The sequence below is a fragment of the Polaromonas sp. P1_H6 genome (assembly GCF_056405195.1).
The window spans coordinates 43,676-60,596 of sequence record NZ_JBFUCN010000026.1 but is presented as its reverse complement, the minus strand read 5'-3'; the positions used below and the strand labels follow the sequence as shown (position 1 = coordinate 60,596).

Genomic DNA, 16,921 nt, shown 5'->3' with positions numbered 1-16,921 from the left:
CATGCCCATTACCGTGCCTCGCTCTTCGGCACTCAATTGTCGATATGTTCTTGTCATGCAACTCCTCTTGGATTGGAAGTGTTGCACTTGGTCCTTGAATCCGCCGTGACTTTCTTTTGGCGAAGCAAAAGAAAGTTACTTGCTGCCGGGCAACCCCCGGCCAGCAGAACTCAGAAGAGCGCACACCGCCGGAGCAACTACAAACTATCCCGGACCCCCGCAGTAATCTCCAACGACCTACGCGCAATAGCCGGATCAAAAATATGCGTAGTCACCATCAACTCGTCCGCCCGAGTCTCGGCGATAAAAGACCGCAATCCTTCCCGAACAGTCGCGGGCGCCCCCGCCACCGCATAACGCAGCATGCGTTGCGCGCCGGCCTTCTCGGCGGGTGACCAGTACGACTCGATGTCGTCAATCGGCGGCGGCATGGGTCCGGGAGTCCCGCGCAGCAGGTTGGTCATGGCTTGCTGGACGGAGGTGAGCTGGTAGCGCGCCGCTTCGTCGGTGTCGGCGGCCACCACGTTGGCTGCCACCATGGCATACGGTTTGTCCAGCTGCGCCGAGGGTTCGAAGCGGTCGCGATAAAGCTCCAGGGCCTGCATCAGCATGTCGGGCGCGAAATGCGAGGCGAAGGCAAAGGGCAGGCCCAGTGCGGCGGCCAGTTGGGCGCCGAAGAGGCTGGAGCCCAAAATCCACAACGGTACCTTCAGACCCGCGCCGGGCACGGCGCGGATTCTCTGGCCGGGTGCTATGTCTTCAAAGTAATAGCGCAGCTCCTGCACGTCCTGCGGGAAGGTGTCGGCATTGTTCTGGTGGTCGCGCCGCAGCGCGCGGGCGGTCAGCTGGTCGGTGCCGGGTGCGCGGCCCAGGCCCAGGTCTATGCGGCCGGGGTAGAGCGAGGCCAGCGTGCCGAACTGCTCGGCGATCACCAGCGGCGAGTGGTTGGGCAGCATCACGCCGCCGGATCCCACGCGGATCGTGTTCGTGCCTCCTGCCACATGGCCGATGACGACCGCGGTGGCGGCGCTCGCGATGCCGGGGTTGTTGTGGTGCTCGGCCAGCCAGAAGCGCTTGAAGCCCAACTGTTCGGCATGCCGGGCCAGGGCCAGGGTGTTGCGAAAGGCGTCGGCGGCGGTGGCGCCCGTGACGATGGGGGACAAATCAAGGACTGAGAAGGGGATCATGGGCATGTGATGAGAGGGGAGCGCCTCATGAAGAAAGCGCGCCGGGCCAGTTTAGGAGCTTCACGATGGCCGCGCGGAGGGCAGGGTATAAGAACCTGTTTACGGTCTAAACGAGGCCGCGCAAGCCCCTTCTCGGGATGGGATGCAAGGCGCGGTGCGACGCCCATAGCACAGCTATGGGTTAGCATCGCAACGCCGCAGACCGCCCGAGAAGGGGCTTGCCCTTCGGGTTGGGGTGAAATCGGGCGATTGAGCCACCCAGGCCCTTGCATGGGCATGAGCCCATGCGGCGGTCCCGGTCGGCCCACTCATCCCGATTGCACCCCAACGCGGCCCCGTTTAGACCGTAAATAGGTTCTATCCCCCATGACAGATTCACCGAACATTGAGTTGCCTGCCGAGGCGCTCGCGATGCTGCGCACGGCCAGCCGCGTTGAAACGCCTTGCGGCGAGGGCGCCATGGTCTGGCACAACTGGGGCCAGGCCACGCGCCGGCCGGGCCTCGCGCCGCTGGTGCTGCTGCACGGCGGCAGCGGCAGCTGGATGCACTGGCTGCGCAACATCCCCGCGCTGGCCGCGTCGGGCCGCTGGGTGCTGGTGCCCGACCTTCCCGGTTTCGGCGATTCGGCCGCGCCCTTGCGGGGCACCGATGCCGATGTGCTGCCCGAGCCGGTCGAGCAGGGGCTGGCCCTGCTGGCGGGCGAGGCGGCCTGCGACCTCGTGGGCTTTTCTTTTGGCGGTATGGTCGCCGGCTTCCTGGCGGAGCGCTTTCCCGCCCGGGCGGCGCGTGTGGTGCTGGTGGGCGCGCCCGGCCTGGGTGTGGCCCCCGAAAAAGCCGTACGCCTGCGCGCCTGGCGGCATCTCACCGATGCGGCCCAGCGCGATGAGATCCATCGCCACAACCTTGCGGCGCTGATGCTGTACCGCGAGGACGCGATCGACGAACTGGCCCTGCGCCTGCACATCGCCAACGTGCTGCGCGACCGCATGAAGGGCCGCAACCTGGCACGCACCGGTGCGCTGGCGCAGTCACTGGCGCGGCTGCGTTGCCCGGTGTGGGCGATCTACGGGGAGGAAGACGCGCTGTACCGCGGCAAGCTTGATGCGCTGCGGGCGGCCCTGGCGCAAGCCGCGGATTTCAGGGGCCTGGCCCTGGTCGAAGGTGCCGGCCACTGGCTGCAGTTCGAGCGCGCGGAGGCCTTTGACAAAGCCCTCCTCACGGCGCTCGAAGCGGCTCTCTAGCTTTTACTTCTCGATCGCGAGCAGTTCGATGTCGAAAGTCAGCGTGGCATTGGGCGGCACCACGCCGCCGACGCCGCGGTCGCCATAGGCCGTGGCGGGCGGGCAGGTCAGTGTGGCCTTGCCGCCGACCTTGATCTTCTGCACGCCTTCGGTCCAGCAAGGCACGACGCGGTTCAGCGGAAAGGTGGCGGGCGCGCCGCGCTTGTAGGAGCTGTCGAATTCTTTGCCGTCAGCCAGCGTGCCGCGGTAGTGCACCTTGACGGTGTCGGTCGCCAGGGGCTGCGGGCCGGTACCGTCGGTGCTGTGCACGATCTTCACGCCGCTGGGCAGGGTCTCGGCCGGGGCGGCCGCAAGGGCGGTGGTGGACAGGGCAAGAGAGGCCAGGGCAATCAGCGCGGCGGTCAATGTCTTCATGGAGGTCATGCTTTCATGGCTAGGGGTAATCGAAAAGGCTGGCCTGGATTATCGTCCCGGCTTTCGCCCTGCCTGCGTGGCGACGGCAGACCCCCAAACTGGTAAGGTCGATGCAACAAGTATTAAATTGGCCTTACCATTTCGAGCCATAAGCCAATAGCCAAACCCGCCGTCGCATAAACTGCACTTCATGCGGAGGACTCATGCTGGACCAACTTAAACAGGTCGACAACCGTCGGCTTTACCAACAAATAGCCGAGCAGATCCGCGCCTTCATTGACAAGGGCAACTACACCGCGGGCGCGCGGCTGCCGCCGGAGCGCGATCTGGCCCAGCAGCTGGGCGTCTCACGCCCCTCGGTGCGCGAGGCGCTGATCGCGCTGGAAATCGAGGGCAGCGTGGAAGTGCGCATGGGCGCCGGCGTGTATGTCTGCAGCGCGGCCCAGCGCAAGCCGCAGACGCTGGCCACCATGGGCGAAAGCCCGATCGAGCTGATGCAGGCGCGCGCCGCCATCGAGGGCACCATTGTGCTGCAGGCCTGCGCCAGAGCCACGCCCGAAGCGCTGTTAGCGCTGCGCCAGATCCTGGACAACATGCTGTCCGCCATGGCGCAAAACCGCTCGCCCCTGGCCTTTGACCGGCAGTTTCATCAAACGATCGCAGCCATGACAGGCAACTCCGTGCTGGAGCGGCTGGTGGGCGAGCTGTTTGACGAGCGCCACAGCCCGATTGCCGCGCGCCTGAGCGCGCATTCCGAATCCGGCCAAAGCTGGGCCATTGCACTGCAGGAGCACGAAGCCATCTTGCGCGCTCTGGAAAACCGGGACGTACTGGCCGCACAGGGCGCCATGCGCACGCACCTGCAAGCCTCCGAACAGCGCTGGCTCGAGAACAACCGCCGCGAATGGTCATGAGCTAAGCTCCGCGCCGTAGTCTTTACCTGTGGTCAGGCCTGTGCAATTGCGCAGGCATTTTTTTCGTCTTTTCACGCCGGTTTTGAGCCCAGGACGTGGGTAAACACCAATACACATGCATTTCTTGGTAAGGCCAAATACGCCAGATTGTGTCAGGTGGCCTTACCAATTTGCAAGACAGCAAATTCATCCCTCCCGGCCCCCTGACCCGCCAAGAGGAGTTCGCATTGCTGTCATCCGTGTCCGATCCCGTCCGCCCCGACGCGCCCAGCCCCGCCGGGGCGGGCGTACTGTTGCGCCTGGAAGGGATCACCAAACGCTTCCCGGGGGTGCTGGCACTGGACGGTGTGAGTTTTGAGGTGCGAAGCGGCGAGGTACACGCGGTGTGCGGCGAAAACGGCGCCGGCAAATCGACGTTGATGAAGGTGATCAGCGGCCAGTACCAGCCCGATGCGGGAACCCTGCACTACCACGGCGAGGTCTGTCAGTTCCAATCCACCGCCGAATCCGAGGCTGCCGGCATTGCCATCATTCACCAGGAACTGAACCTGGCTCCGCACCTCACGGTGGCCGAAAACATTTACCTGGCCCGCGAGCCGCGCAAAGGCTGGCTGATTGACCGGGCGGCGCTGCGCCGCCAGGCACGGCAATGCCTGGACCGGTTGGGGCTGGACATTGCCACGGACGCTCTGGTCAAAACCCTGTCGGTAGCCCAGCGGCAGATGGTGGAAATTGCCAAGGCGCTGTCGCTCAACGCCCAGGTGCTCATCATGGACGAACCCACCTCGTCCCTCACGGAGTCGGAGACCGAGAGGCTGTTTGCCATCATCCACGAGCTCAAGCGTACGGGGGTGGGTATCGTCTACATCTCGCACCGCCTCGACGAACTGGCGCTCATCGTGGACCGGGTCACTGTCTTGCGTGACGGACGCTACGTGTCCACCGAACACCTGGCCGACACCAGTGTGGAAGAGATCGTGGCCAGGATGGTGGGGCGCTCGCTGGACGATGTATTCCCCAAGAGAACATCCGTGCCCACTACCGACGTGTTGTTGCGCGTGCAGGGCCTGACACGCCAGGGGGTGTTTCACGACGTGAACTTTGAGCTGCGCCGCGGCGAAATCCTGGGCTTTGCGGGGCTCATGGGGGCCGGCCGCACCGAAGTGGCTCGCGCCATTTTTGGTGCCGACCCCATCGACGCCGGCGAGGTGTTTCTGGCCGGGCAGCGTCTCACCATTCACTCGCCGCGGGATGCCGTGCGCCAGGGGCTGGCCTACCTGTCGGAGGACCGCAAGCACGACGGGCTGGCATTGAAGATGACTGTGGCACAGAACATCACACTGGCCAACATGGAAGCCGTGTCCAACCGTGCGGGCATGATCCAGTTTGCCAAAGAGCAGGATGCCGCACGCCGCTACATCGGCGCACTCGACATCCGCACGCCCAGCAGCAACCAGGTCGTGCGCCTGCTCTCGGGCGGCAACCAGCAGAAGCTCGTGATCAGCAAATGGCTGTTCCGTGAATCACGCGTGTTGTTCTTTGACGAGCCCACGCGCGGCATCGATGTGGGCGCCAAGTACGCGATCTACCAGTTGCTGGACCAGCTCGCGGGCCAGGGCATCGGCGTCGTGATGATCAGCTCCGAGCTGCCCGAAATCATGGGGATGACGGACCGTGTCGCGGTCTTCCATGAAGGCCGCCTGGTCACCATCCGCCCCACCCGCGAGACCCACCAGGAGGAGGTCATGCACTACGCCTCCGGCCGCAGTGTGCCGCCTCTGCCAGCCGACCAGCTGGCCAGCTGAGCCCTCCAAGACCCTTTCCCCGGACCACACCAATGACCGAACAACAACAAGACCTGTTTCAAAAATTTGCCGCGCTGGCCAGCCTGCTGGGACTCATCGCCATCTTCTCGTTCACCAGCAACGCCTTCTTCAGCGTGGGCAATGGCATGACCGTGGCGCTCCAGGTGACGTCCATTGCCTACCTCGGCATCGCGGCGACCTGCGTGATCATCACCGGCGGTATCGACCTCTCGGTAGGCGCCATCCTGGCACTGTCCGGCGTCGTGGCGGCCATGCTGGTCAAGGCGGGCGCGCCCGTGCCTGTGGGCATGTTTGCCGGCCTGCTGGTCGGGGGCCTGTGCGGGCTGATCAACGGCCTGTGCGTGACGGTGCTCAAACTGCCGCCCTTTATTGCCACCTTGGGAATGATGCTGGTGGCACGCGGCGTGGCCTTGCAGCTGACCGATGCCCGCGCCATCAGCGGCCTGGGCGACAGCTTCGCGGAGCTGGGCAACGGAGCTTTGTTCCGCATCGTCAATATCGGTGCGGACGGCTTCCCCGATGTGGTGTTCGTCGGCATTCCTTACCCCGTGGTGCTCATGATCGTGCTGGCGCTGGCTGTCTCCATCCTGCTGAACCGTGCCACGTTGGGGCGCCATCTGTACGCCATCGGCTCCAACCTCGAAGCCGCCCGGCTTTCGGGCGTGAACGTCAAGGGCGTGACGCTGTTTGCCTATGTGCTGTCCGGTCTGCTGGCCGGGCTGACCGGCTGCGTGCTGATGTCACGCCTGGTCACGGCCCAGCCCAGTGAGGGCCTGATGTACGAACTTGATGCCATTGCCGCCGCGGTGATAGGCGGCACCTCGCTCACGGGCGGTGTGGGCACGGTGTCGGGCACCGTCATCGGCGCCTTCGTGATCGGCATCCTGCGCAACGGTTTGAACATGAGCGGCGTGTCCGCTTTCACCCAGCAAATTCTGATTGGCGTTGTCATCCTACTGGCCGTATGGATCGACCAGATGCGCCATCGCAAGTGATCCCTACCGGCAGGGCTTACCGGGACTTCGAGAGACAACCTCCACAACCATTACCCATGAGGAAAGAAATGAAAAAATTTATCCACACACTGATCGCAGCCGCCCTGGTGGCTGCGTCGTCGATGGCCCTGGCCGCCGACAAGGAAATTGCCGTCATCGTGAAGACCGCCAACTCGGACTTCTGGCAAAACGTGAAGAAGGGCTCCAACGCTGCCGTGGGAAATCTCAAGGGCTACACCGCCACCTTCCAGGGCGCGGCATCCGACACCGACCTGGCCGGGCAGGTAGCCCTGGTGGAAAACGCCGTGAACCGCAAGGTCGCCGGCATCGTGCTGGCCCCTTCGGATCCGGATGCCCTGATCCCCGCCATCAAAAAAGCCTGGGAAGCCAAGATTCCTGTGGTGCTGATTGACTCCGCCGCATCGGATGCCGGCAAGGCTTACTACCAATCCTTCCTGGCCACAGACAACAAGACTGCCGGAGAAATGTCCGCCAAGACGCTGATCGACAAGATCGGTACCACCGGCAAGATTGCCATCATGTCCTACACTGCGGGCTCGGGTTCCGAAATCGGCCGCGTGGGAGGTTTCACCGACTACATCAAGAAGCACTCCAAGCTGCAGATCGTCGGCCCGTTCTACTCCAACTCGCAGATGGGCACCGCACTGAACCAGACCACCGACGTGCTGGCTGCCAATCCCGACCTCAAGGGCATCTTCGGTGCCAACGAACCCACCGCTATCGGCATGGGCCGTGCACTGGTTCAGTCGGGCAAAGCCGGCAAAGTGGTGGCCATCGGCTTTGACGGCAACGCCGACCTGCAAGGCTTTGTGAAAGACGGCACCATCGAGGCGATTGCCGTGCAAAGCGCCTTCGAGATGGGCAACCTGGGCGTAAAGACCGTGGCGGAAATCGTGGCAGGCAAGAAAGTGCCCGCCTTCCGCGATACCGGTGTGTTGATGGTGAACAAGAAAAACATCGACACGCCCGCTGCCAAGAACGTTCTTTACTAAACCGCTCCAACCCAAGGACCCCTCCGGCACCGGCTGCCGGAGGATGGGCATATGCACACCACGGATTTGAAATCCCTTTCCCGCGTGGACCTGCGGCTGACCGCCTTGGGCCTGGGCTGCGCGCAAATGGGCGGCCTGTACCACGCCACCAGCGCCCGCGAGGTGGAGGATGTCTTTGCCAGCGCCTGGGCGGCCGGCGTGCGCTATTTCGACACGGCGCCTTACTATGGCTACACCCGCTCCGAGCACCGCCTGGGAGCCCAGCTGGCCGATTGCCCTCGTCATGAGTATGTCGTCAGCACCAAGGTGGGCCGCCTGCTGCGCCCCGATGCCAGCATGGCTCCCGGCGATGGCGGTTGGGCCAACCCCTACCCGTTTCGCCCGCAGTATGACTACAGCTACAGCGGCGTGATGCGCTCCTTCGAAGACAGCCAGCAGCGGCTGGGCCTGGCCCACATCGACATCCTGTACGTACACGACATCGGCCGCGACACCCATGGCGAACAGCATGCGCATTACTGGCAACAACTGACCACGGGAGGCGGCTTCCGCGCGCTGGACGAATTGCGCGGCAGCGGTGCCACCAAGGCGGTGGGCCTGGGCGTGAACGAATGGCAGGTGGTGATGGACAGCATGCAGGAGTTCGACCTGGACTGCACCATGCTGGCTGGGCGCTACACCCTGCTGGAGCAGGACTGCCTCACGCCCTTTCTGGACGAGTGCATGCGCCGCGGCAACGCCATCGTGGTGGCCGGGCCGTTCAACTCCGGCGTCCTGGCGGGCAACGCCAAATTCAATTATGCGGAAGCCCCGCCCGCCGTGTTGGCACGCGTGCAGGCGCTGGCGCTGGCCTGTGAGGAATTCGGCGTGCCCCTGCAGGCCGCCGCATTGCAGTTTCCACTGGCGCACCCCGCGGTGGTGAGCTGCGTCACCGGCACCCACACCGCAGCCCAGCTGCAACAGAACGTCGCCTGGCTGGAGACGCCCGTTCCCGCCACGCTGTGGCAGGCCCTGCGCACCCGCGGCCTGCTGAATCCCGATGCGCCGGTGCCACCTTGACCAACCTATAAACGGAAATTGACATGCAACGAATGGGATGGGTCATTGGTATCGACCCCCAGCACATCGCCGAATACAAGCGCCTGCACGCGGCCGTCTGGCCCGCTGTGCTGCAGCGCATTCGGCAATCGCAGCTGCGCAACTACAGCATTTTTTTGCGTGAGCCGGAAAACCTGCTGTTCGGCTACTGGGAATACCACGGCCAGGATTTTGACGCGGACATGGCAGCTATCGCCGCCGATGCCGAGACGCAGCGTTGGTGGACCCTGTGCGGCCCCTGCCAACGCCCCCTTCAAACGCGCGGCCCCGGCGAGCACTGGGCCGCCATGGAATCCGTATTCCACATTGACTAACCACTTCCACCCAAGGACATCTATGCTGACAGTCATTTGCGAAACCCCCGGCGTGCTGCGCACGGTCGAAGCGGCTATGCCCATCCGCAATGAAGGCGATGTGCTGCTGCGCATCCGCCGCGTAGGGGTGTGCGGCACCGATCTGCACATCTTCACTGGCAAACAACCCTTCCTGGCCTATCCGCGCGTCATGGGCCACGAAATCGCGGGCACCGTGGAGGAAGCTCCGGCGGACAGCCCCCTTCAGGCCGGTGACAGCGTCTTCGTCATGCCTTACCTGTCGTGCGGCCGGTGTGTAGCCTGCCGCCAGGGTAAGACCAACTGCTGCGTCAACATCCAGGTATTGGGCGTGCACCGCGACGGCGCCTTCACCGAATATCTCAACGTACCCGCGCAGTTTGTGCGCAAGGCGGAGGGGGTCTCACTGGACCAGGCCGCCATGCTGGAATTTCTGGCGATTGGCGCCCACGCCGTACGCCGCGCCGACGTGCAGCCCGGCCAGCGTGTACTGGTGGTAGGGACGGGCCCCATCGGCATGGCCGCCCTGCTGTTCGCCGGCCTGCGTGGCGGCCAGGTCACAGCGCTGGACACGCGAAAGGAGAGGGTGGAATTCTGCAAACAACACCTGGGTGCGCACGCGGGTGTTGTGATCGGTGACAAGGACCTGGACGAGCTGCGCGCGCTGACCGATGGCGATTTTTACGATGTCGTTTTTGACGCCACGGGCAACGCAAAGGCCATGGAGCGCGGCTTCCAGTTCATTGCCCATGGCGGCAAGTATGTGCTGGTGTCGATCGTGCTGGATAACATTACCTTCGCCGATCCGGAGTTTCACAAACGCGAGGCGACGCTGCTGGGCAGCCGCAATGCCACCATGGAAGACTTCGAAACGGTGCTTGAGGCGATGCGGGGCGGCAAAATCCCCACGGCGGCACTCAACACCCATCGCATGGCCCTGGCCGATGTACCCGCCCAGTTCGCCACCCTGCTGGACCCCACGCAGGGCGTCGTCAAGGCGCTGATCGAATGCTGACCGGAGCCCCCGCTTGAGCACGCCCATCCTCCAGTTCGGCACCGGGCGCTTTCTGCAGGCGCATGCGGACCTGTTTGTGTCCCAGGCCCTGGCCCAAGGCCAGGCACTGGGGGGCATCACCGTCGTGCAGAGCACAGACAGCCCGCAGAGCAGTGCGCGCGCCGCGGCACTGGCACATGGCTACCGCGTGGAATTGCGCGGCATGCAACACGGCCGGCGTATCGAGGAAACCGTGCAGGTCAACGCAGTCCAGGCCGTCTGGCATGCCCGCCGCGACTGGACACAATTGCGCGATGCCATGGCCACCACCGTGCAGGCCGTCATCTCCAACACCGCGGATACGGGCTATGTGCTGGACGACGCCGACACCGCGGCGCTGCTGGATAGCCCCACGACGGCGCCTCGCAGCTATCCAGCCAAGTTGGTGGCGCTTCTGCACCACCGCTGGCAGCAGCAGCCGGAGGCTGCCCTGACGCTGTACCCCTGCGAACTGGTCAGCCGCAACGGTGACACACTGCGCGACCTGGTATCCACGCTGGCACAGGGTTGGGGCGCTACGCCCGCCTTTCTTCGTTATGTGCGGGAGCACTGCGTGTGGGTCAATTCACTGGTGGACCGCATCGTGTCGTCTCCGCTGGAACCCGCCGGTGCGGTGGCCGAGCCCTATGCGCTGTGGGCCGTCGAACGCCAGCCGCGCATGGTGCTTCCTTGCAGCCACCCGGCCATGGTGGTGACGGATGCATTGGCACCCTTCGAGCAACGCAAGCTCTGGCTGCTGAACCTGGGCCACACGATATTGGCCGAACGCTGGCAGCTGCTGGGCGGTGCCGCGGACATGACCGTGGTGCAGGCCATGCACACCCCGGCGCTGCGCATCCCACTGGAGGCCGTCTGGGCCGACGAGGTGCTGCCGGTATTTGACGCCGAGGGCACAGGCCCCGAGGCCCGCGCCTACCTGGTGGAATTGCGCGACCGTCTGCTCAACCCGTTTCTGGAACACCGCCTGGCCGACATTGCCAAGGACCACGCGCAGAAGAAGCTGCGCCGACTGGCACCCGTGGTGGAGCGCGCCGTGGCGCTGCAACTGCCCATCGCACAGACCCAGCTGCGCAATGCCTTGGCCGGAGATGTTCTTGCTCTCTCTCCCTCTGGGAGCGGGTTGGGGTGAGGGCACGCGGCCTTTGAATACATGCTGCGGCGCAACATCCAACGCCATGAGTCTTCACGCCTGCCGAAATTCGCCACAATTGCACCTCTCGGGGTTACGATGCGTGAACCATTCACTCCGTTGGTGGTTCCATGGTGGCACTAGCCGCACAACTCGATCCGCCCCGCCGGCTGAATAAGAAGGCCAGTGACCGGCCGCAGGACTGGCTAGGCACGACGCCCCTGCTGGACCTGGACGACTCCAAGCTGCGTCTGAAGGCTCGCGCGCTTGTCCAGCTGTGCCGCACCGACAGGGACAAGGCACTGGCCATCTATCGCTTCGTCAAGCGCCTGCCCTATACCAAGAGAGTCAAGCTGCAGTACCCGACGGCCCGCGATGTACTCGAGGCGCGCGGGGGCGACGGCGACGACAAGGCGACCTTGCTGATCGCACTGATGCGCTCTGCCGGCATCCCGGCGCGATTGCGCTACATGGAGATGCGCGGCGAGATGCTGCGCGGCCTGATCCCCAGAGCCACGCCGGCTGCGCGCCCGCTGGCGGAAATCTGGCTGGGCCGTTGGGTGCGTACCGACACCTACATTTTCGATGCCGAATACGTGGCTGCCGCCCGTGAACGCCTGCAGGCGAACGGCTGGGAATGCGGCTGGGGCATCCATATCAATGCCCAGCTTCTGTGGGACGGGAAGAACGACGCCTTTCTCGGCGGCGTGCCTACCGACCAGGACCCCATGCTCACGCGGCTTCTGTGCGTGGTGAGCGATCCCCTGGAACTGGTGTCGGAATCCCTGCGGGCCAGCGGGCTGCGTTACCGCCGGTCGGTACGGGCCCTGCAATGGAATATGCTGGCGCCCACCATGATGCGGGCCATTCGCGAGCTACGGGCCGGCTCCCGTTTTAATTGAAATGCGCTGCGCCCAACTTTATTTTGTGACGCACCAAGCAAAAATAGCCCCGCACACGTGAGCGCTAGTACTTTGAGCTTGGATGCGGCAGGCAGCGCGCGCTGGTGCAAACAGGTAGAACGATTATTTGCATTCATCTGTTTGACACCAGGATTTGAGTTCTTGAGTCCGTTGAATGATTTGTTTCTTCAAACACGTGTGATAGGTGTAAGCGCGCGTCGCTGCTGACCCTGCATGGATTGCCACTGTAGCGCTGCAATGCATCTCAAAGTATTTAACCCAGGCTCTCTGCGCATTTATCCAGGTTTGCCTGGTATCGCCATTCAGATGAGCAATGAACTTTTTATAAGTTTCATTGAGTTTCTTGTCCGCCTCACCTTTTTCGTATTCAGCAATAGTGGCTTCACACCATTCCATCGACAAGGGGTCGGTTTTGCAAACCGGCTGGGCAAAGATGACGCCGGGTGCGAGGTACAACACGAGGGCAAGAACGTGTGTGGATATGGAAGCGCGGGACCCCATGTCAAGCGTGTAATGCAGCGCGTTGTTCGACAAGAGCTTGTACATCTGGAATTTCCCCCTCCAATAGATGGACCACTATCTGAGCATCACGATTCTAGGTGGCGTTCTGTTCAGTGCCCGCCCTCCGAATAGAGGAGGGCCATCACGGTCCAGCGTCTTAACCCATCCGCCCCAACAAGCCCGGCACGGATGACACCAGCATCGCCAGGCCCGAACAGGTCAGCAGGCTCAGCACCAGCTTGCGAAAGGCCAGGTCGCTGATGCCCATGTAAACCCGTCCACCCAGCCAGGCGGGAATCAGCGCGGCAGGCGCCACGATGGCCAGCATGGGAAGCGTCTCGCGGGTGACCAGGCCGGCGGCGCCATAGCTGGCCATGGTGACCGTCAGCACGGCCAGGTTGAAGTTCTGGATGACGGCGCGCTGGGCACTCTTCTCGTAGCCCCGAAGCGTGCACCACAGCGTTGGAATCACACCGCTGAAGCCACCCAGGGCCCCCATAAAACCGCCAGCGGCGCCTATCATGCCGTCGGCGATGCGGCCGCCATGGTGGATGCGCGGAAGCTTGCCCGAAAACAGCGTGGCCGGGCACCATAGCGCCAGCAGCACGCCGAGAAACAGCTTGAACAGCTGGACGTCAAGCCGCGGCAGCAACAGTAAACCCAATGGCAGCCCGAGCAGGCCGCCTGCCAGGAATGGCAGCAGGCGCTTCCAGTCAGTATTGCGGCTGACCGTGAAGGCCGCCATGACCTGGCCTGTCAGCCCACCGAACACGGCCATGACAGCCGCCAGTTTCGGGTCTATGGCCCAGGCCCAGAAAGACATGGCCACCAGGCTGAAGCCAAAACCCGACAGGCCCTGGACAAACCCCGCCGCCGCCGCGCCCACAATGATCAGGACGAGCGTGGCGTCCATGCGGCGGGCAAAGTGGCGTGGAGCAAGAGAAGCGTTTTAAGCGTAGTCGCTCACCGGCACGCAGCTGCAGAACAGGTTGCGGTCGCCGTAGACGTTGTCGACCCGGCCCACGGGCGGCCAGTACTTCACCAGCTTGAGCGAAGCCAGCGGGAAGGCGCCGGTCTCGCGCGAGTAAGGCCTGTCCCAGTCGGCGCCCAGCAGGCTGGCTGCGGTGTGCGGGGCGTGCTTGAGCGGGTTGTTGTCCTGCGGCCATTGCCCGGCTTCGATCTTGCGGATCTCGTCGCGTATCGCGATCATCGCGTCAATGAAGCGGTCCAGTTCGGCCAGGGTTTCGCTTTCAGTCGGCTCGACCATCAGCGTGCCGGGCACGGGGAAGCTCAGCGTGGGCGCGTGAAAACCGTAGTCCATCAGGCGCTTGGCGACGTCCTCGGCGCTGACGCCGCTGGTTTCTTTCAGCGGGCGCAAATCGAGAATGCACTCGTGGGCCACGTGGCCGTTTTCACTCGCGTAAAGCGTGGGGTAATGGTCTTTCAGGCGTGAGCTGATGTAGTTGGCGCTCAGGATGGCGACCTCGGTGGCTTGGGTCAGGCCCTCGGGGCCCATCATGCGGCAGTACATCCAGCTGATGGGCAGCACGGCTGCGTTGCCCAGGGGGGCGGCCGAAACGGCGCCCACGCCGTTGACGGGAATGCCGGCCGTCGCATGGCCGGGCAGGTAAGGTACCAGGTCGGCCACCACACACACGGGGCCCACGCCCGGGCCGCCGCCGCCGTGCGGGATGCAGAAGGTCTTGTGCAGGTTCAGGTGGCTCACGTCGCCGCCGAACTCGCCCGGCGCGGCCACGCCGACCAGCGCGTTCATGTTGGCGCCGTCCACGTAGACGCGGCCGCCGTGGCTGTGCACCATCGCGCAGAGTTCCTTCACCTGCGTTTCAAACACGCCGTGCGTGCTCGGGTAGGTGATCATCACGCAGGCCAGCCTGGCGCTGTGCTGTTCGCACTTGGCTTTCAGGTCGGCCATGTCGACGTTGCCTTGCGCGTCGCAGGCGGTCACAACAACGGTCATGCCCACCATCTGCGCGCTGGCCGGGTTGGTGCCGTGGGCCGACGAGGGAATCAGGCAGATATTGCGGTGGCCCTGGCCCTTGGCTTCGTGGAAGGCCTTGATGACCAGCAGGCCCGCGTATTCACCCTGCGAACCGGCGTTGGGTTGCAGGCTGATGCCGGCATAGCCGGTGGCCTGGCACAGCCAGTCGCGCAGCTGCTTGTCGAGTTCGGCATAGCCCTGCAACTGCTCGGCGGGCGCGAAGGGGTGGATGTTGGCGAACTCGGGCCAGGTGATGGGGATCATCTCGCTGGTCGCGTTGAGCTTCATGGTGCAGCTGCCCAGCGGGATCATGCTGCGGTCCAGGGCCAGGTCCTTGTCGCTCAGCATGCGGATGTAGCGCAGCATGCCGGTTTCGGAATGGTGGGTGTTGAACACCGGGTGCGTGAGGAAGGCCGTCGTACGGCGCAGCTCGGCGGGGATCAGCGATTCCACGCCTTTTTCGAAAGCGCTGACCACGGGAATCGTCTGGCCGGGCCTGGCGAAGAAGGACCAGAGCAGTTCGATGTCCTTGCGGCTGGTGGTTTCGTCCAGCGACACGCCCAGGTGGTTGTTCAGGCGAAAGCGCAGGTTGGCGCCGGCCTGGCGCGCGCGCTCGGCGATCGCATTGGTCGCCTCGCCGGTCTTCACCGTCACGGAATCAAAAGCGCCGGTATTGGTGATTTCATAGCCGAGTTCCTGCAGGCCGCGCACAAAGACGGCGGTGTAGGCCGCCACGCGTTCGGCGATGCGCTTCAAGCCTTGCGGGCCGTGGTAGACCGCGTACATGCTGGCGATGACGGCCGGCAGCACCTGCGCGGTGCAGATGTTGGAGGTGGCTTTTTCGCGGCGGATGTGCTGCTCGCGCGTCTGCAGCGCGAGGCGGTAGGTCGGGTTGCCGTGGCTGTCGACGCTGACGCCGACCAGGCGGCCCGGCAGCGAGCGCTTGAACTCGTCGCGGCAGGCCAGGTAGGCCGCGTGCGGCCCGCCGTTGCCCATGGGCATGCCGAAACGCTGGGTGTTGCCCAGCACGATGTCGGCGTCCCATTCACCGGGCGGGGTGAGCAGCGTGAGCGCCAGCAGGTCGGCTGCGACGCACAGGGCCGCGCCGTCGACGTGGGCCTGGCCCGCGAGCGGACGCAGGTCGTGGATGCTGCCGGTGGTGGCCGGGTACTGGGCCAGCACGCCGAAGTAGTCGCCCTCGGCCATCAGCAGGGGCAGGGTGGCCGACGCCGTGCTGACCTTGACCTCGATGCCCAGCGGCTTGGCGCGGGTCTGGATCACTTCAATCGTCTGCGGATGGCAGTCGCCGGCCACGATGAAGACATTACTCTTGCTTTTGACACTGCGTTTGGCCAAGGTCATGGCTTCGGCGGCGGCGGTAGCCTCGTCGAGCATGGAGGCGTTGGCGATCGGCATGCCGGTCAGGTCGCAGACCATGGTCTGGAAGTTGATCAGCGCCTCCATGCGGCCCTGCGAAATCTCGGCCTGGTAAGGCGTGTAAGCCGTGTACCAGGCGGGGTTCTCGAGGATGTTGCGCAGGATCACGCCCGGCGTGCAGGTGCCGTAGTAGCCCTGGCCGATGAAGTTCTTGAACACCTGGTTCTTGGCCGCGATGGCTTTCAGCTGCTTGAGCGCGGCGGCTTCCGTGACCGGGGCCGGGATGGCCATGGGCGTGCTGCGCGCGATGGAGCGCGGAACGATGCCTTCGACCAGCTCGCGGCGCGAGGCCGAGCCCACGATGCTGAGCATGTGGACTTCGTCGGTCTCGTCAATGCCGATGTGGCGCGCGATGAATTCGGAAGGGTTTTCAAGGTCGCCCAGGGGCTTGGCGGTTTGCATCAACATGTCGGGTCCCGTGTCAGGCTTGGCAGCCAGGAGTCAGAAAACAGAGAAAAAAGATCGGAAAAAAATCAGGCCGAGAAGGCGGTGTAGCGGGTCTCGTCCATCAGCGCGTTGAGCTGCGATGGGTCGGACAGCTTGATCTTGAAGAACCAGCCGGCGCCCATGGGGTCGCTGTTGGCCAGGGACGGGTCGTCCTTCAGGGCTTCATTGATGGCGGTCACTTCGCCGCTCACAGGCATGTAGACGTCGGCGGCGGCCTTGACCGACTCGACGACGCCGGCGGTTTCCTTTTGCGCGAAGGTCGTGCCCACGGCTGGGAGGTCCACAAACACCACGTCGCCCAGCGCGTCCTGCGCATGCACGGTGATGCCGACGGTGGCGATGTCGCCCTCAATCTTGAGCCATTCGTGGTCTTCGGTGTATTTGACGGTCATGAGAATCTCCAGGGGTTA

At 64.1% G+C, this 16,921-nt stretch carries 16 protein-coding genes; 10 read left to right on the top strand and 6 right to left on the bottom strand.

The window, feature by feature from the left end; translation table 11 throughout:
- Window positions 1–197: 197 nt before the first annotated feature.
- A complete protein-coding gene (locus tag AC1D1F_RS20215) occupies window positions 198–1,187 on the bottom strand; it encodes an LLM class flavin-dependent oxidoreductase (protein ID WP_477677645.1) in 990 nt (329 codons plus the stop codon).
- 366 nt (window positions 1,188–1,553) lie between these two features.
- Here AC1D1F_RS20215 and AC1D1F_RS20210 point away from each other — a divergent pair, with 366 nt between their 5' ends.
- Window positions 1,554–2,429, top strand: coding sequence for an alpha/beta fold hydrolase (locus AC1D1F_RS20210; protein ID WP_477677646.1), 876 nt, complete (start codon window positions 1,554–1,556; stop codon window positions 2,427–2,429).
- Between the two features lie 3 nt (window positions 2,430–2,432).
- On the opposite strand, the gene AC1D1F_RS20205 is transcribed toward AC1D1F_RS20210, so the two are convergent.
- Complete coding sequence (locus tag AC1D1F_RS20205) at window positions 2,433–2,843, bottom strand: FKBP-type peptidyl-prolyl cis-trans isomerase (protein ID WP_477677647.1); 411 nt, start codon at window positions 2,841–2,843, stop codon at window positions 2,433–2,435.
- 203 nt (window positions 2,844–3,046) lie between these two features.
- On the opposite strand from AC1D1F_RS20205, the gene AC1D1F_RS20200 reads away from it, so the two are divergent.
- The 9 genes from AC1D1F_RS20200 to AC1D1F_RS20160 all read left to right on the top strand — a co-directional run bounded on the left by AC1D1F_RS20200 (window position 3,047) and on the right by AC1D1F_RS20160 (window position 12,106).
- On the top strand, window positions 3,047–3,757 hold the full coding sequence (locus AC1D1F_RS20200) for a FadR/GntR family transcriptional regulator (protein WP_477696791.1): 711 nt from the start codon (window positions 3,047–3,049) through the stop codon (window positions 3,755–3,757).
- A gap of 230 nt (window positions 3,758–3,987) precedes the next feature.
- Window positions 3,988–5,562 (top strand): sugar ABC transporter ATP-binding protein, encoded by a 1,575-nt coding sequence (locus tag AC1D1F_RS20195; RefSeq protein ID WP_477700813.1) that lies wholly within the window; start codon window positions 3,988–3,990, stop codon window positions 5,560–5,562.
- Window positions 5,563–5,594: 32 nt separating this feature from the next.
- Window positions 5,595–6,578, top strand: a complete 984-nt coding sequence (locus AC1D1F_RS20190; protein ID WP_477677649.1) for an ABC transporter permease — start codon at window positions 5,595–5,597, stop codon at window positions 6,576–6,578.
- A gap of 68 nt (window positions 6,579–6,646) precedes the next feature.
- Window positions 6,647–7,591 carry a substrate-binding domain-containing protein gene (locus tag AC1D1F_RS20185; RefSeq protein WP_477654760.1) on the top strand — a complete coding sequence of 315 codons (945 nt, stop codon included), beginning with the start codon at window positions 6,647–6,649 and terminating at the stop codon, window positions 7,589–7,591.
- Window positions 7,592–7,642: 51 nt separating this feature from the next.
- On the top strand, window positions 7,643–8,650 hold the full coding sequence (locus tag AC1D1F_RS20180) for an aldo/keto reductase (RefSeq protein WP_477677650.1): 1,008 nt from the start codon (window positions 7,643–7,645) through the stop codon (window positions 8,648–8,650).
- Window positions 8,651–8,673: 23 nt separating this feature from the next.
- Window positions 8,674–9,003 carry an L-rhamnose mutarotase gene (locus AC1D1F_RS20175; protein ID WP_477696789.1) on the top strand — a complete coding sequence of 110 codons (330 nt, stop codon included), beginning with the start codon at window positions 8,674–8,676 and terminating at the stop codon, window positions 9,001–9,003.
- Window positions 9,004–9,025: 22 nt separating this feature from the next.
- Window positions 9,026–10,036, top strand: a complete 1,011-nt coding sequence (locus AC1D1F_RS20170; protein ID WP_477696788.1) for a zinc-binding alcohol dehydrogenase family protein — start codon at window positions 9,026–9,028, stop codon at window positions 10,034–10,036.
- 13 nt (window positions 10,037–10,049) lie between these two features.
- Complete coding sequence (locus tag AC1D1F_RS20165) at window positions 10,050–11,204, top strand: mannitol dehydrogenase family protein (protein WP_477678008.1); 1,155 nt, start codon at window positions 10,050–10,052, stop codon at window positions 11,202–11,204.
- Between the two features lie 131 nt (window positions 11,205–11,335).
- Window positions 11,336–12,106, top strand: a complete 771-nt coding sequence (locus tag AC1D1F_RS20160) for a transglutaminase-like domain-containing protein (RefSeq protein ID WP_477678007.1) — start codon at window positions 11,336–11,338, stop codon at window positions 12,104–12,106.
- A gap of 123 nt (window positions 12,107–12,229) precedes the next feature.
- On the opposite strand, the gene AC1D1F_RS20155 is transcribed toward AC1D1F_RS20160, so the two are convergent.
- From AC1D1F_RS20155 to gcvH, 4 genes are all read right to left on the bottom strand, one after another.
- Entirely contained in the window at window positions 12,230–12,673 is a 444-nt protein-coding gene (locus AC1D1F_RS20155; RefSeq protein WP_477678006.1) for a lysozyme inhibitor LprI family protein, read from the bottom strand.
- A 112-nt stretch (window positions 12,674–12,785) separates the two neighbouring features.
- Complete coding sequence (locus tag AC1D1F_RS20150) at window positions 12,786–13,541, bottom strand: sulfite exporter TauE/SafE family protein (protein WP_477678005.1); 756 nt, start codon at window positions 13,539–13,541, stop codon at window positions 12,786–12,788.
- 36 nt (window positions 13,542–13,577) lie between these two features.
- Window positions 13,578–16,472, bottom strand: coding sequence for an aminomethyl-transferring glycine dehydrogenase (gene gcvP / locus AC1D1F_RS20145; protein WP_477678004.1), 2,895 nt, complete (start codon window positions 16,470–16,472; stop codon window positions 13,578–13,580).
- 65 nt (window positions 16,473–16,537) lie between these two features.
- Complete coding sequence (gene gcvH / locus AC1D1F_RS20140; protein WP_477678003.1) at window positions 16,538–16,903, bottom strand: glycine cleavage system protein GcvH; 366 nt, start codon at window positions 16,901–16,903, stop codon at window positions 16,538–16,540.
- Window positions 16,904–16,921 lie beyond the last annotated feature (18 nt).

What these genes read in the sequence shown, in the direction of transcription:
- AC1D1F_RS20215 (WP_477677645.1), bottom strand. Translation starts at nt 1,187, where the DNA reads ATGATCCCCTTCTCAGTCCTTGATTTGTCCCCCATCGTCACGGGCGCC.
- AC1D1F_RS20210 (WP_477677646.1), top strand. Translation starts at nt 1,554, where the DNA reads ATGACAGATTCACCGAACATTGAGTTGCCTGCCGAGGCGCTCGCGATG.
- AC1D1F_RS20205 (WP_477677647.1), bottom strand. Translation starts at nt 2,843, where the DNA reads ATGAAGACATTGACCGCCGCGCTGATTGCCCTGGCCTCTCTTGCCCTG.
- AC1D1F_RS20200 (WP_477696791.1), top strand. Translation starts at nt 3,047, where the DNA reads ATGCTGGACCAACTTAAACAGGTCGACAACCGTCGGCTTTACCAACAA.
- AC1D1F_RS20190 (WP_477677649.1), top strand. Translation starts at nt 5,595, where the DNA reads ATGACCGAACAACAACAAGACCTGTTTCAAAAATTTGCCGCGCTGGCC.
- AC1D1F_RS20185 (WP_477654760.1), top strand. Translation starts at nt 6,647, where the DNA reads ATGAAAAAATTTATCCACACACTGATCGCAGCCGCCCTGGTGGCTGCG.
- AC1D1F_RS20180 (WP_477677650.1), top strand. Translation starts at nt 7,643, where the DNA reads ATGCACACCACGGATTTGAAATCCCTTTCCCGCGTGGACCTGCGGCTG.
- AC1D1F_RS20175 (WP_477696789.1), top strand. Translation starts at nt 8,674, where the DNA reads ATGCAACGAATGGGATGGGTCATTGGTATCGACCCCCAGCACATCGCC.
- AC1D1F_RS20170 (WP_477696788.1), top strand. Translation starts at nt 9,026, where the DNA reads ATGCTGACAGTCATTTGCGAAACCCCCGGCGTGCTGCGCACGGTCGAA.
- AC1D1F_RS20160 (WP_477678007.1), top strand. Translation starts at nt 11,336, where the DNA reads ATGGTGGCACTAGCCGCACAACTCGATCCGCCCCGCCGGCTGAATAAG.
- AC1D1F_RS20155 (WP_477678006.1), bottom strand. Translation starts at nt 12,673, where the DNA reads ATGTACAAGCTCTTGTCGAACAACGCGCTGCATTACACGCTTGACATG.
- AC1D1F_RS20150 (WP_477678005.1), bottom strand. Translation starts at nt 13,541, where the DNA reads ATGGACGCCACGCTCGTCCTGATCATTGTGGGCGCGGCGGCGGCGGGG.
- gcvP (WP_477678004.1), bottom strand. Translation starts at nt 16,472, where the DNA reads ATGTTGATGCAAACCGCCAAGCCCCTGGGCGACCTTGAAAACCCTTCC.
- gcvH (WP_477678003.1), bottom strand. Translation starts at nt 16,903, where the DNA reads ATGACCGTCAAATACACCGAAGACCACGAATGGCTCAAGATTGAGGGC.